Consider the following 13,485-nt stretch of genomic DNA (forward strand, 5'->3'; position numbering starts at 1 on the left):
GAGGATACAGGTTCCGGGCCCGCCTGTCCGCCGCCTCAGCCAGCGAGGATCAGGGTGGCGATGCTCAGGTAGATCAGTACCCCGGAGGCATCGATCAGGGTGGTCACCAGCGGCGCCGAGGCGGTGGCCGGGTCCCAGCCCAGGCGATCGAGCACGAAGGGCAGGCACATACCCAGCAGGCTGCCGAAGAGGACGATGGCGATCATGCTCAGCGCCACCACCATGGCCACCGCCTCGCCGGCGCGGATGACCCCGATGGGCGCCACGGCCAGCGCCATGGTCAGCCCCAGCGAGCCGGCCACCAGCAATTCCCGACCCAGCAGCTTGCCCCAGTCGCGCACCCCGACGTCGCCGGTGGCCATGCCGCGCACCATCAGGGTGGCGGCCTGGGCGCCGGCATTGCCGCCGCTGCCGATCAGCAGCGGCAGGAAGAACACCAGCGCCACCTGGGCGGCGATGGTGTCCTCGAAATGGGCCAGGCCCGCGCCGGAGAAGAGATTGCCGAACACCAGCAGCACCAGCCAGGTGACTCGCTTGCGATAGAGGCTCCACAGGGGCACCCGGCCAACCCCGTCCTCCAGGGCCCCGATGGACATCCCCTTGTGGATATCCTCGGTGGCCTCGGACTCCATCACGTCCAGGGCATCGTCGTGGGTGACGATGCCCACCAGCCGACGGGCCTCGTCGATCACCGGCAGCGCCAGCAGGTCGTAGCGGGCCACCACCCGGGCGACCTCCTCCTGGGGCGTGTCCACGCTCGTATGGATGACGTCATGGATCATCAGGTCGTCGACCCGGGCCCCGGGGCGCGCCACCATCAACTGACGCAGCGAGAGGGTGCCGGCCAGCCGGCCCTCGGTATCGACGACGTAGAGCTGATAGACGGTCTCGGCGTCCGGCGCGGTCTGGCGGACCCGCATCAGCGCCCGGGACACCGTCATCCCGGCGGGTATCGCCACGTAGTCCGAGGTCATCAGGGCCCCGGCGGTGCCCTCCTCGTAGCTGGCCAGGCGCTTGAGCTCCTCGCGCTCCTGCCGGGCCATGCGCCGCAGCAGCGCCTCGCGGCGGTCATCGTCGAGCAGCTTGTAGAAGTCGGTGCGCTCGTCGGCCCCCATCTCCTCGAGCACCGCCAGCAGGGCGTCGTCGCCCAGGGCCTCGGTGATGGCGAGCTGCTCCTCGCCATGGAGGTGGCCGAGCACGCTGGCGCGCCGCTCCAGGGGCAGCCGCTCCAGCAGGGCGCGACCGCGCAGCAGGTCCTCGTCCTCCAGCAGGTCCTGGAGAATCTCCGCGATGTCCGCCGATCGCAGCTCCGGGAGCCGGCTTTCCAGGCATGCTCGGTCGTCCGCCTTCAGGGCGTCGAGCAGTTCGGTCTTGTGGCGCTTCAGGGCGTCATTCAGTGGCATGAACCTCGTCCTCCCGATGCCGACACCGGAAACGAAAGCGCCCCCCGACACGAGGCCGGGGGGCGCGATCGTCACACGCGATGGACGCGGGCGTCAGCTCCGGCCCACCTTGCGGCGCAGCTGCTGGATGGTCCGCAGCTGGGCCATGGCCTCGGCCAGCTCGGCCGTGGCGCGGGTGTAGTCCATCTCCGCGGACTTGTCCTGCATGGCCTTGAGCGCCTGCTGGCGAGCCTCCTCGGCGGCGGCCTCGTCCAGGTCGTCGGCGCGCACGGCGGTGTCGGCGAGCACGGTGACCACCTCGGGCTGGACCTCGAGGAAGCCGCCCGAGACATAGAAGTGATCCTCTTCACCTCCACCCCGGACGATGCGCACCGGACCGGGGGCCAACTCGGTGAGCAGCGGCGTATGGCCGGCCAGCACCCCGAGATCCCCCATGCGACCGGCCGCCACGACCTGCTCGGCATCGCCGGAGAAGATCGACGCCTCGGCGCTGACGATCTCGCACTTGAAGGTTTTCGTCATGATGACGTCTCCCAGGTGGAGGGATTACTTCATCTGGTTGGCTTTCTCGACGGCCTCGTCGATGGTGCCGACCATGTAGAAGGCCTGCTCCGGCAGCTCGTCGTACTCGCCGTTGAGAATGCCCTGGAAGCCACGAATGGTTTCCTTCAGCGACACGTACTTGCCGGGGGAACCGGTGAACACCTCGGCGACGAAGAACGGCTGCGACAGGAAGCGCTGGATCTTACGCGCCCGGGCCACGGTCTGCTTGTCCTCGTCGGACAGCTCGTCCATGCCCAGGATGGCGATGATGTCCTTGAGCTCCTTGTAGCGCTGCAGCACGCCCTGCACGCCGCGGGCGACGTTGTAGTGCTCGTCGCCGATGACCAGCGGATCCAGCTGACGGGAGGTGGAATCCAGGGGGTCGATGGCCGGGTAGATACCCAGCTCGGCGATGGAGCGCGCCAGTACCACGGTGGCGTCCAGGTGCGAGAAGGTGGTGGCCGGGGACGGGTCGGTCAGGTCGTCCGCGGGCACGTATACCGCCTGCACGGAGGTGATGGAGCCGGTCTTGGTGGAGGTGATGCGCTCCTGCAGGACACCCATCTCCTCGGCCAGGGTCGGCTGGTAGCCCACCGCGGAGGGCATGCGGCCCAGCAGCGCGGACACCTCGGTGCCGGCCAGGGTGTAACGATAGATGTTGTCGACGAACAGCAGGACGTCGCGGCCTTCATCGCGGAACTTCTCGGCGATGGTCAGGCCGGTCAGGGCCACGCGCAGACGGTTCCCGGGCGGCTCGTTCATCTGGCCGTAGACCAGGGACACCTTGTCGAGGACGTTGGACTCCTGCATCTCGTGGTAGAAGTCGTTGCCCTCACGGGTCCGCTCGCCGACCCCCGCGAACACGGAGTAGCCGCTGTGCTCGGTGGCGATGTTGCGGATCAGCTCCATCATGTTCACGGTCTTGCCGACGCCGGCACCGCCGAACAGGCCGACCTTGCCGCCCTTGGCGAAGGGGCACACCAGGTCGATGACCTTGATGCCGGTCTCCAGCAGCTCGCTGGTGGCCGCCTGGTCGGCGTAGCCCGGTGCCTTGCGGTGGATCGGCATGCGCTCTTCTTCGCCGATCTCGCCGGCCTCGTCGATCGGCTCGCCGAGGACGTTCATGATGCGACCCAGGGTCTCCTTGCCGACCGGCACGGAGATGGCGTCGCCGGTGTTGGTGACGTCCATGCCACGCTTCAGCCCCTCGGTGGAGCCCATGGCGATGGTCCGCACCACGCCGTCGCCCAGCTGCTGCTGGACCTCGAGAACGGTCTCCTGGGCGGAGACCTTCAGCGCGTCGTAGACCTTGGGCACGTCGTCCCGCGGAAACTCTACGTCAATCACCGCGCCGATGATTTGTACGATACGTCCGCTCATCTTGGTTCCTCTCAAATACCTGCAAATGAAACCCGGTTGCCGGAAGGGGCGCTCCCTTCCTCGGCGTTATACGGCGGCGGCGCCACCGACGATCTCGGAGATTTCCTGGGTGATGGCCGCCTGACGGGCCTTGTTGTACACCAGCTCCAGGTCGTCGATCAGATTGCCGGCATTGTCGGTGGCGCTCTTCATGGCGATCATCCGCGCGGCCTGCTCGCAGGCCACGTTCTCGACCACCGCCTGATAGACCTGCGCCTCGACGAAACGCACGAGCAGGCTATCCAACAGCTCCTTGGCATCCGGCTCATACAGGTAGTCCCAGCTCTGGGGACGCTTGTCTTCTTCGTTCTGCGCCTCGGCGCCCATCTCGGGAGACAGGGGCAGCAGCTGGCGGACCACCGGCTTCTGGGTCATGGTGTTCACGAACTCGTTGAACACCACGTACAGGCGGTCCAGCTTGCCCTCGTCGTAGGCATCCAGCATCACCTTCACGCTGCCGATCAGGTCGTCGGCCTCGGGGGCCTCGCCCAGGCCGCTCTTGGCCGCGACCAGGCTGCCGCCGTACTTGCGGAAGAAGCCGGTGGCCTTGCTGCCCAGGGCACAGAAGTCCAGCTCGGCGCCGTTGTCGCGCCAGGCCTGGGCCTCCTTGACGACGGCCTTGAACATGTTGACGTTCAGGCCACCGCACAGACCGCGGTCACTGGAGACGACGATGTAGCCGACCCGCTTGACCTCGCGCTCCTCCATCCACGGATGCTTGTACTCCGGGTTGGCATCGGCGATGTGGCCCACGACCTTGCGGATCTGCTTGGCGTAGGGCTGGCTGGCCTTCATCCGGTCCTGCGCCTTGCGCATCTTCGACGCAGCGACCATCTCCATGGCACTGGTGATCTTCTGCGTGTTCTTGATGCTCCCGATCTGGGTGCGTATCTCTTTTGCAGCTGCCATAGCGATCTACCTTTGTTCGTGGCCCTCAGAAAGCTCCAGGGCCCGCCCCCGGAGAAGGAGGCGGGCCGGCGGGGTTACCAGCTCTGAGTGGCCTTGAACTTGTCGAGACCCGCCTTCAGGCCGTCCTTGATCTCGTCGTTGTAGTCGCCGGTCTGGTTGATCTTGTCGAGCAGCTCGGCGTACTCGGACTTCATGAAGTCCTGCAGGGCACGCTCGAAGTCCAGCACCTTCTTGACGTCGACGTCCTCGAGGTAGCCCTCGTTGGCGGCGAACAGCGAGATCGCCATCTCGGCCACGGACATCGGTGAGTACTGGTTCTGCTTCATCAGCTCGGTGACGCGCTGACCGTGCTCCAGCTGCTTGCGGGTGGCCTCGTCCAGGTCGGAGGCGAACTGGGCGAAGGCCGCCAGCTCGCGGTACTGGGCCAGGGCCAGGCGCACGCTGCCGCCGAGCTTCTTGATGATCTTGGTCTGAGCCGAGCCGCCGACACGGGACACCGAGAGGCCGGCGTTGATGGCCGGACGGATGCCCGAGTTGAACAGGTCGGTCTCGAGGAAGATCTGACCGTCGGTGATGGAGATCACGTTGGTCGGAACGAAGGCCGAGACGTCGCCGCCCTGGGTCTCGATGATCGGCAGCGCGGTCAGCGAGCCGGTCTTGCCCTTGACCTCGCCGTCGGTGAACTTCTCGACGTAGTCGGCGTTCACCCGGGCGGCGCGCTCGAGCAGGCGGGAGTGGAGGTAGAAGACGTCGCCCGGGAAGGCTTCGCGCCCCGGCGGACGGCGCAGCAGCAGGGAGACCTGACGATAGGCCACGGCCTGCTTGGAGAGATCGTCGTAGACGATCAGGGCATCTTCACCGCGGTCGCGGAAGTATTCGCCCATGGTGCAGCCGGAGTAGGCGGCGAGGAACTGCATCGGGGCCGGATCGGCGGCGCCGGCGGCGACCACGATGGTGTGTTCCATGGCGCCATGCTCCTCGAGCTTGCGCACCACGTTGGCAATGGTCGACTGCTTCTGGCCGATGGCCACGTAGACGCAGGTGACGCCGGTGCCCTTCTGGTTGATGATCGCGTCGATGGCGATCGCGGACTTACCGATCTGGCGGTCGCCGATGATCAGCTCGCGCTGGCCACGGCCGATCGGCACCATGGAGTCGATGGACTTGAAGCCGGTCTGGATCGGCTGGTCGACGGACTGACGGGTGATGACGCCGGGGGCGACCTTCTCCACCGCGTCGGTCAGCTTGGCGTTGATGTCGCCCTTGCCGTCGATCGGGTTGCCCAGGGCGTCGACCACGCGGCCGCGCAGCTCGGGACCCACCGGCACCTCGAGGATGCGGCCGGTGCACTGGGCGGTCATGCCCTCTTCGAGCTGCAGGTAGTCGCCCAGCACCACGGCGCCGACGTTGTCGCGCTCGAGGTTCAGCGTCATGCCGTAGATGCCGCCGGGGAACTCGATCATTTCGCCGAACATCGCGTCGGCGAGACCGTGGATCTGCACGATACCGTCAGACACGCTGACGACGGTGCCCTGGTTGCGGGCTTCGGATGCGACATCCAGCTTCTCGATGCGCTGCTTGATGATGTCGCTGATCTCGGAAGGATTCAGTTGCTGCATGCCATGTCCCTCAGACTCAGGCGGAAAGGGCCTCGTGGAGGCGGTTCAGTCGACCACGCACCGACCCGTCGATGACGGTGTCGCCGGCGCGCAGGATCACGCCCCCCAGGAGGCTTGCATCCACCTGAGTGGTAATGGAGATTTCGCGGTTCAGACGCTTGGCCAGCGCACTCGCGAGCTTTTCCTGCTGCGCGTCGTCCAGCGGGAAGGCGGAGACGATATCGACGTCCATGCGCTTCTCCTGCTGGGCCTTGAGCAGCTCGAACTGCTCGGCGATGGCCGGCAGGGCCAGCAGGCGGCCCTTCTCGCCGACGAGGCGCACGAAGTTGCGGACGTCGTCGTTGACGGCATCGCCGCAGATCTCGATCAGGGTGTCCGCCCGCTGCGCGCTGGACAGCCGCGGGTTGCCCAGCACTCGACGGCGCATGTCGTCGTTCTCGACGACACGCGCCACGGTGGTGAGCATGCCGGACCAGTCATCGAGCGCCTGGCTTTCCACTGCGCGTTCGAAGGCCGCCTTGGCGTAGGGGCGAGCGACGGTAGACAGTTCCGCCATGGGTCACCTCCTCAAAGCTCTTCGGCGAGTTTGTCAACGAGCTCTGCGTGCCGCTTCTCGTCGATGGAGGACTCCAGGATCCGCTCCGCAGCCACCACGGCGAGCCGCGAGACCTGCTCGCGCAGCTCATCCTTCGCGCGGTTCATTTCCTGCTCAATCTCGGACTTGGCCTGGGTGATCATGCGCTCGCCTTCCTGGCGAGCCTGCTCACGTGCCTCGTCGATCATCTGGTTGGACCGCTTGTGGGCCTGCTCCAGGATTTCGGCCGCCTGCTCCTTGCTCTCACGCAGCGTCTCGTTGGCCTGCTGTTCGGCCAGTTCGAGATCGCGTGAAGCACGGCTGGCAGCGTCCAGGCCATCGGCGATCTTCTTCTGACGATCCCGCAGGGCCTGCATGACCGGCGGCCATACAAACCTCATGCAGAACCAGACGAAGAACGCAAAGGCGATAGCCTGGCCGATCAGGGTAAGGTTCAGGTTCACGCCAGCACCTCTCGCGTCACGTGTTTGGGGTTAGGGGCTCGACGGGTCTTGCGACCGCGACGAGTTAACCGACAAACGGGTTAGCGAAGGTGAAGAACAGCGCGATACCCACACCGATCATGGTCACGGCGTCCAGCAGGCCGGCGACGATGAACATCTTGACCTGCAGCATCGGGATCATTTCCGGCTGACGCGCGGCGCCTTCCAGGAACTTGCCGCCCAGCAGGCCGAAGCCGATGGCGGTACCCAGGGCGCCCAGACCGATCAGCAGGGACACGGCGACGGCGGTCAGACCCAGAACTTGTGCTTCCATGGTGGTTCTCCAGTTAGTTTCGAGGTTAGTGGTTAAGGGTTGAGTGGTTGAGGTTAAGGGTGAAGCGTCAGTGCTTCTCCACCGCCATGCTCAGATAGACGATGGTCAGCATCATGAAGATGAAGGCCTGCAGGGTGATGACCAGGATGTGGAACACCGCCCAGGTGAAGTGCAGCGGCAGCTGCCAGAGCCCGATCATGGCGATCAGGATGAAGATCAGCTCGCCGGCATAGAGGTTGCCGAACAGACGCAGGGCGAGCGAGATCGGCTTGGCCAGCAGGGTCACCGCCTCGAGCAGGAAGTTGACCGGCACGAACAGACCCTGGACCAGCTTGTTGGGGGAGCTGAACGGGTGCAGGGTCAGTTCGCCGATGAAGCCGGAGAAGCCCTTCTCGCGGATGGTGTAGAAGATGATCAGGGCGAACACCGACAGCGCCATGCCCAGGGTGGCGTTGACGTCGGTGGTCGGCACCACCTTGAAGTAGACGTGAGCCGGATCCGCGCCGAACATGGCGCCGACCTTCTGGGCCAGCATCGGGAGGAAGTCGACCGGGACCAGGTCCATGAGGTTCATCAGGAAGACCCAGCAGAAGATGGTCAGCGACAACGGCGCGATCAGCTGGCTCTTGCCGTGGAAGGTGTCCTTCACGGAGTTGTCGACGAACTCGACCATGAGCTCGACGAAGTTCTGCAGCCCGCCGGGCACGCCGGTGGTCGCCTTGACGGCCACCTTGCGGAACAGCAGCACGAACAGCAGCCCCAGCCCGATGGACCAGCCCAGGGTGTCGAGGTGAATGGCCCAGAAGCCCATCTCGGAGGCCTCCTCGGCCGAGTGGGCGATGGTCCAGCCGTGCTCCGGATGGTTGCCGAAGGTCAGGTTCTGCAGATGGTGCTGGATGTACTCCGTGGGAGTCGGGTTGTTGCCTGCCATGATCTGCCTCGATTTCAGGTGTGTGACGGTCGCCGCAGCAGCCAGGGCCCCAGCCAGTGGACGAACAGCGTCACCACGTAAGCGCCAAAGAAGAAAGCGGGGTTTGAGGGGGGCACTGTGACGAACACCAGCGTGAACAGAGCCGCCGTCAAACCGAACTTCCCAGCCTCCGCGCGATAGAAGCTGTTGACGATCTTCCTGGAATACCGAGCTCCCTGATAGCGGAAGACTCGCCAGGCAAAATAGGCGTTGGGCAGGAAGGCTACCAGGCCTCCCAGCAGGGCCGAGAGGGCGTCGGGGTAGCCACCCGACCAGGCACCGAAGGCGGTGACCAGACAGACTGCCGCGCTTTGCGCCAGCAGCAGTCGCCGGACACTGGGACGCTTGATCCTGGCTGCCATGGGGTCTCCGTGAATGCTGCCGACGACTGGCGTCCCGTTCGCCTCCTGGACCGCGCCGCTCAGGATGCCAACGGCGGGTCCGGCGCGATTATAGGGAAGCCCCTCGACGGCTTCAACCGATCTCGGGGCGATGTCGCACGATATCGCGCCAGCTTACGACTAAAAGTCGAGAAATCTTCGCGGAACCCTCTTAGCTTGCTAATTGAAACGCCCCTCAGCGGATATGCGCGAGGATGCCGTCCAGCTCGTCGAGGCTCGAGTAGCGGATGGTCACCCGCCCCTTGCCCCCGCGACCGTGCTGGATCTTCACCGGCGCGCCCAGCAGCTCGCCCAGGCGGGACTCCAGGCGCGCCACGTCGGGACTGGTCGCCGGCTTGTCCGCCGCCTTCGGCTCTCCCTGGGCGAGTCGCTTGACCAGGGCCTCGGTGGCCCGGACGGTGAGGTCCTTGTTGACCACCTCATGGGCGGCCTGGCGCTGCTTGGCGCCGGACAGCGCCAGCAGGGCCCGGGCGTGCCCCATGTCCAGGTCCCCGCGCTCCAGCAGGGTCTGGACCTCCGGATCCAGGGCCAGCAGGCGCAGCAGGTTGGCCACCTGGGCGCGGGAGCGGCCCACCGCGTCGGCGGCCTGCTGCTGGGTGAGCTCGAACTCGTCGAGCAGGCGCTTGAGCGCCATGGCCTCCTCGATGGGATTGAGGTTCTCGCGCTGGATATTCTCGATCAGGGCCAGGGCCAGGGCCACCTCGTCGGAGACCTCGCGGATCACCGCCGGGATGACGTCCAGCTCGGCGAGCTGGGCCGCCCGCCAGCGGCGCTCGCCGGCGATGATCTCGTAGCGCCGCTCGCCGATGGGACGCACCACGATGGGCTGCATGACCCCCTGGGCGCGGATCGAGTCGGCCAGTTCCTCCAGGGCCTCGGGCTGGATGTCGCGGCGCGGCTGGTACTTCCCGCGGCTCAGCTGGCCGAGGGGCAGGCGCTCGAGGCGCTCGTCGGGGCGGAGCTCGGGGGTGGCGCCGTTGACCTCGGCGGCCTCCGGCTCGCCGCCGGCCTCGGGCAGGTCCAGGCTTTCGCGGCGGCGGGCCCCGGCACCGATCAGAGCATCCAGGCCACGTCCCAGGGCGCGTTGTTTGCGCGTCATCGACTTTCCCTCACTACTGGTCACGCCGGGGCGGCGTGGACTACAACGACAGGCGTCGGATCAGTTCCTTGGCCAGCACCCGATGGGCCTGGCTGCCCCGCGAGAAGCGGGCGTACTTGGTCACGGGCAGGCCGTGGCTCGGCGCCTCGGCCACCCGCACGTTGCGCGGGATGGTGGTCTTGAGCAGGGCGTCGCCGAAGTAGTCGCGCAGCTGCTTGCTGACGTCGCGGGTCAGGCTGTTGCGCGAGTCGTACATGGTGCGCAGGATGCCGAGGATATCCAGTCGCGGGTTCACGCTGTCCTTGATCTGCTCGACGGTGTCGAGCAGCGCCGACAGGCCCTCCAGGGCATAGAACTCGCACTGCAGCGGGATCAGCACGCCGTGGGCGGCGGTCAGGCCGTTGACGGTAAGCATGTTCAGCGAGGGCGGGCAGTCGATCAGCACCGCGTCGTACTCGCCGTCGAGCTCTTCCAGGGCCTTGGCCAGGCTGCGCTCGCGATCCTCGTCACGATCCAGCAGTTCCACCTCCGCGGCGGTCAGGTCGCCGTTGCCCGGCAGCAGGGCATAGCCCGCCTCGGGACAGTCGAGGATCACCTCGGACGGTCGGCGCTCGCCGAGCACCACGTCCAGGACGCTACCATCGAGCTCGTGCTTGTCGACACCGCTGCCCATGGTGGCGTGGCCCTGGGGATCCAGGTCGACCAGCAGCACGCGACGGTCCAGGGCGGCCAGGCTGGCGGCCAGGTTCACGGCGGTGGTGGTCTTGCCCACGCCCCCCTTCTGGTTGGTCAAGGCGATGATCTTGGTCACGGCGACTTCCTTGCGTTGGGAGACTGAGTGCACTCGCGGCTCGACGGCGGGCCGCCTCAGGCGGGCACGGATCCGCCACGCTCGAGGATCACCAGGCGGCGGTGGCCGGCCTCGAAGGGAACCCGCAGCTCATGGCTGGCCACCACCGCGACCTTCTCGGGCAGGCCGCCGAGCTCATCTTCCACGGCCGGCCCCTTCATGGCCAGCCACTGGCCGTCTTCGGCCGGCAGCGAGGCGCTCAGGGTGACGAAATCCCCGAGGCTGGCGAAGGCACGGGAGATCACCTGATCGAAGCCGCCCGCAGGGGCGTCGAAGGCCTCCACCCGGGCCTGGACCGGGGTGACGTTGGGCAAGCCCAGCTCCATGACCGCCTGACGCTGGAAGCGCACCTTCTTGCCGTTGCTGTCCAGCAGGGTGACCTCGAGCGTCGGGTCGAGGATCGCCAGGACCAGCCCCGGCAACCCGGGGCCCGCGCCCACGTCCAGCAGCCTCGGGCCGCGGACGAAGGGGTGCACGGCGGCGCTGTCGAGCAGGTGCCGAGCGACCATTTCCTGAGGATCGCGTACCGCGGTGAGGTTATAGGCGCGGTTCCACTTGTGCAACAGCCCCACCAGGGCCAGCAACCGATCGCGGCGCGAGGGGGCCACCTCCAGGCCGAGTTCGTCCAGGCCCCGGTCCAGCCGGGCCCCGAGGGTCGTGTCGTTTGCGGTCATCCGTTGGCCACTCGGGTCTCGTCGAGCAGGCGACGCTTCTTGAGATGGATCAGCAGGATCGAGACCGCCGCCGGGGTCACCCCGGAGATCCGGGACGCCTGGGCCAGGGTCTCCGGGCGAGCCTCGGCGAGCTTCTGGCGGATCTCGTTGGACAGCCCCTCGACCCGGGCGTAGTCGAGATCCTCGGGCAACCGGGTGGCCTCGTGGCGCTTGAGCTTGTCGATCTCGGCCTGCTGGCGATCGATGTAGCCCTGGTACTTGGCCTGGATCTGCACCTGCTCGGCGACCCGCTCGTCGCTCACCGGCTCGCCGACCAGCCCGGCCACGTCGTCGTAGCCGAGCTCCGGGCGCTTGAGCAGGTCCATGAGGTTGTACTCCCGGCCCAGGGAACCGCCGGTCTTGGCCTCGATTCGAGCCGCGGCGTCGCTGCCCGGCTGGACCCAGCTGGCCTTGAGTCGGGCACTCTCCGCCTCGATGGCCTCGCGCTTCTCGCTGAAGACGCGCCAGCGGCGCTCGTCCACCAGGCCGAGTGCCCGCCCCGCCTCGGTCAGGCGCAGGTCGGCATTGTCCTCGCGCAGCAGCAGCCGATATTCCGCGCGGGAGGTGAACATCCGATAGGGCTCCCTGGTCCCCAGGGTAATCAGGTCATCCACCAGCACGCCGAGGTAGGCCTCGTCGCGACGCGGCCACCAGGCGTCGAGTCCCTGGGCACGCCGAGCCGCATTCAGCCCGGCGAGCAGGCCCTGGGCACCGGCCTCCTCGTAGCCGGTCGTGCCGTTGATCTGGCCGGCGAAGAACAGGTTGTGGATGAATTTCGTCTCCAGCGAGTGCCTGAGGTCGCGGGGATCGAAGAAATCGTACTCGATGGCATAGCCCGGCCGGGTGATGTGGGCGTTCTCCAGGCCACGAATCGAGCGCACCACCTGCAGCTGGACGTCGAAGGGCAGCGAGGTGGAGATGCCGTTGGGATACAGCTCGTGGGTATCCAGGCCCTCGGGCTCGACGAAGACCTGGTGGCTCGCCTTGTCGGCGAAGCGGTGGACCTTGTCCTCGATCGAGGGGCAATAGCGCGGCCCGACTCCCTCGATCACCCCGGAGAACATCGGCGAGCGATCCAGGTTGGCGTGGATGATCTCGTGAGTCCGCTCGTTGGTATGGGCGATGTGACAGCTGACCTGCCGGGGGTGCATGTCGCGGTCGCCGAGGTAGGACATCACCGGCGTCGGTGAGTCCCCGGGCTGGGTCTCGAGCACCGAGAAGTCCACGCTCTTGGCGTCGAGCCGGGGCGGGGTACCGGTCTTGAGGCGATCCACGCGGAACGGCAGGGCCCGCAGGCGTTGGGCCAGGGCGTTGGAAGGCGGGTCGCCGGCGCGTCCGCCGCGACTGTTGTCCAACCCGATGTGGATAACCCCGCCGAGGAAAGTGCCTGTGCACAACACCACCGTCTCGCCGAGGAAGCGCACGCCACTCTCGGTGACGACGCCTCTCACGGTATCCCCGTCGACGATCAGGTCACCGGCCGCCTGCTGGAAGAGCGTCAGATTGGGCTGGTTCTCCAGCATCCCGCGAATCGCTGCCTTGTAGCGGACGCGGTCGGCCTGGGCTCGGGTCGCCCGTACGGCGGGCCCCTTGCGGGCGTTGAGCACCCGGAACTGGATGCCACCCAGGTCGGTGGCCAGTCCCATGGCGCCGCCCAGGGCATCGATTTCCTTGACCAGGTGACTCTTGCCGATCCCGCCGATGGCGGGATTGCAGGACATCTGGCCGAGGGTCTCGATGTTGTGAGTCAGCAGCAGGGTGCGGGAACCCATGCGGGCCGCGGCAAGGGCGGCCTCGGTGCCGGCATGGCCGCCACCGATGACGATGACGTCGAAGCGATCGGGGTACTCCAAGATTCACCTCGTTCGGCGCCGTCGCGCCGAGTGTTGCGGGTCAGGGGAGAAATCAGCCAGCCAGTATAACGCCCTTGTGGGTAATCGTCAGGGTTTTCCACACCCCTCCTCGCGGGCCTGCCTTCGGGACCTTCTTCCCTAATCAAATAATCAGATAGATAAAGAGAAGTTCTGTTGTGGTAGTAACTACTGGTGTGGATACTTTTTGTGGAAAAATGGATCTTTCCTTTTCTTATCAACAGCTTGTAGTGTTGACCTTTGCGAGGATAAGCGGCGGGCGTCCTGCGGACGTCGTGTTCGGGGCCTGTGGATGATGGCCCGGGTTGCCCACAGGCTCGCGGAATCACCGCTTGTC

The 13,485-nt window shown here is 66.5% G+C and carries 14 protein-coding genes; all 14 read right to left on the reverse strand.

Annotation, left to right across the window (positions count from 1 at the left end):
- Positions 1 to 35: 35 nt before the first annotated feature.
- The 14 genes from mgtE to mnmG all read right to left on the reverse strand — a co-directional run bounded on the left by mgtE (position 36) and on the right by mnmG (position 13,130).
- Positions 36 to 1,403, reverse strand: a complete 1,368-nt coding sequence (gene mgtE / locus BEI_RS18650; RefSeq protein WP_097790907.1) for a magnesium transporter — start codon at positions 1,401 to 1,403, stop codon at positions 36 to 38.
- A 93-nt stretch (positions 1,404 to 1,496) separates the two neighbouring features.
- Positions 1,497 to 1,925 (reverse strand): F0F1 ATP synthase subunit epsilon, encoded by a 429-nt coding sequence (locus tag BEI_RS18655; protein ID WP_097790908.1) that lies wholly within the window; start codon positions 1,923 to 1,925, stop codon positions 1,497 to 1,499.
- A gap of 24 nt (positions 1,926 to 1,949) precedes the next feature.
- Positions 1,950 to 3,326 (reverse strand): F0F1 ATP synthase subunit beta, encoded by a 1,377-nt coding sequence (gene atpD / locus BEI_RS18660; RefSeq protein WP_097790909.1) that lies wholly within the window; start codon positions 3,324 to 3,326, stop codon positions 1,950 to 1,952.
- A 66-nt stretch (positions 3,327 to 3,392) separates the two neighbouring features.
- On the reverse strand, positions 3,393 to 4,274 hold the full coding sequence (gene atpG / locus BEI_RS18665) for a F0F1 ATP synthase subunit gamma (protein ID WP_097790910.1): 882 nt from the start codon (positions 4,272 to 4,274) through the stop codon (positions 3,393 to 3,395).
- 74 nt (positions 4,275 to 4,348) lie between these two features.
- The gene (gene atpA / locus BEI_RS18670; protein WP_097790911.1) at positions 4,349 to 5,893 is read right to left on the reverse strand and encodes a F0F1 ATP synthase subunit alpha; all 1,545 of its coding nucleotides are present in this window, start codon (positions 5,891 to 5,893) and stop codon (positions 4,349 to 4,351) included.
- 16 nt (positions 5,894 to 5,909) lie between these two features.
- The gene (locus BEI_RS18675) at positions 5,910 to 6,449 is read right to left on the reverse strand and encodes a F0F1 ATP synthase subunit delta (RefSeq protein ID WP_097790912.1); all 540 of its coding nucleotides are present in this window, start codon (positions 6,447 to 6,449) and stop codon (positions 5,910 to 5,912) included.
- An 11-nt stretch (positions 6,450 to 6,460) separates the two neighbouring features.
- Positions 6,461 to 6,931 carry a F0F1 ATP synthase subunit B gene (locus tag BEI_RS18680; protein ID WP_097790913.1) on the reverse strand — a complete coding sequence of 157 codons (471 nt, stop codon included), beginning with the start codon at positions 6,929 to 6,931 and terminating at the stop codon, positions 6,461 to 6,463.
- Positions 6,932 to 6,995: 64 nt separating this feature from the next.
- Positions 6,996 to 7,244, reverse strand: a complete 249-nt coding sequence (gene atpE, locus BEI_RS18685; RefSeq protein ID WP_097790914.1) for a F0F1 ATP synthase subunit C — start codon at positions 7,242 to 7,244, stop codon at positions 6,996 to 6,998.
- A gap of 67 nt (positions 7,245 to 7,311) precedes the next feature.
- Complete coding sequence (atpB, locus tag BEI_RS18690; RefSeq protein WP_097790915.1) at positions 7,312 to 8,175, reverse strand: F0F1 ATP synthase subunit A; 864 nt, start codon at positions 8,173 to 8,175, stop codon at positions 7,312 to 7,314.
- A gap of 14 nt (positions 8,176 to 8,189) precedes the next feature.
- Positions 8,190 to 8,576, reverse strand: a complete 387-nt coding sequence (locus BEI_RS18695; protein ID WP_097790916.1) for a F0F1 ATP synthase subunit I — start codon at positions 8,574 to 8,576, stop codon at positions 8,190 to 8,192.
- A 214-nt stretch (positions 8,577 to 8,790) separates the two neighbouring features.
- Positions 8,791 to 9,714, reverse strand: coding sequence for a ParB/RepB/Spo0J family partition protein (locus tag BEI_RS18700; protein WP_097790917.1), 924 nt, complete (start codon positions 9,712 to 9,714; stop codon positions 8,791 to 8,793).
- Positions 9,715 to 9,754: 40 nt separating this feature from the next.
- A complete protein-coding gene (locus BEI_RS18705; RefSeq protein ID WP_097790918.1) occupies positions 9,755 to 10,525 on the reverse strand; it encodes a ParA family protein in 771 nt (256 codons plus the stop codon).
- 56 nt (positions 10,526 to 10,581) lie between these two features.
- Complete coding sequence (gene rsmG / locus BEI_RS18710) at positions 10,582 to 11,238, reverse strand: 16S rRNA (guanine(527)-N(7))-methyltransferase RsmG (protein WP_097790919.1); 657 nt, start codon at positions 11,236 to 11,238, stop codon at positions 10,582 to 10,584.
- A complete protein-coding gene (gene mnmG / locus BEI_RS18715) occupies positions 11,235 to 13,130 on the reverse strand; it encodes a tRNA uridine-5-carboxymethylaminomethyl(34) synthesis enzyme MnmG (RefSeq protein ID WP_097790920.1) in 1,896 nt (631 codons plus the stop codon). The genes rsmG and mnmG overlap by 4 nt, the downstream gene beginning before the upstream one ends.
- Between the last annotated feature and the right edge of the window lie 355 nt (positions 13,131 to 13,485).

The sequence above is a fragment of the Halomonas beimenensis genome (assembly GCF_002549795.1).
Classification (GTDB): Bacteria; Pseudomonadota; Gammaproteobacteria; order Pseudomonadales; family Halomonadaceae; genus Halomonas; species Halomonas beimenensis.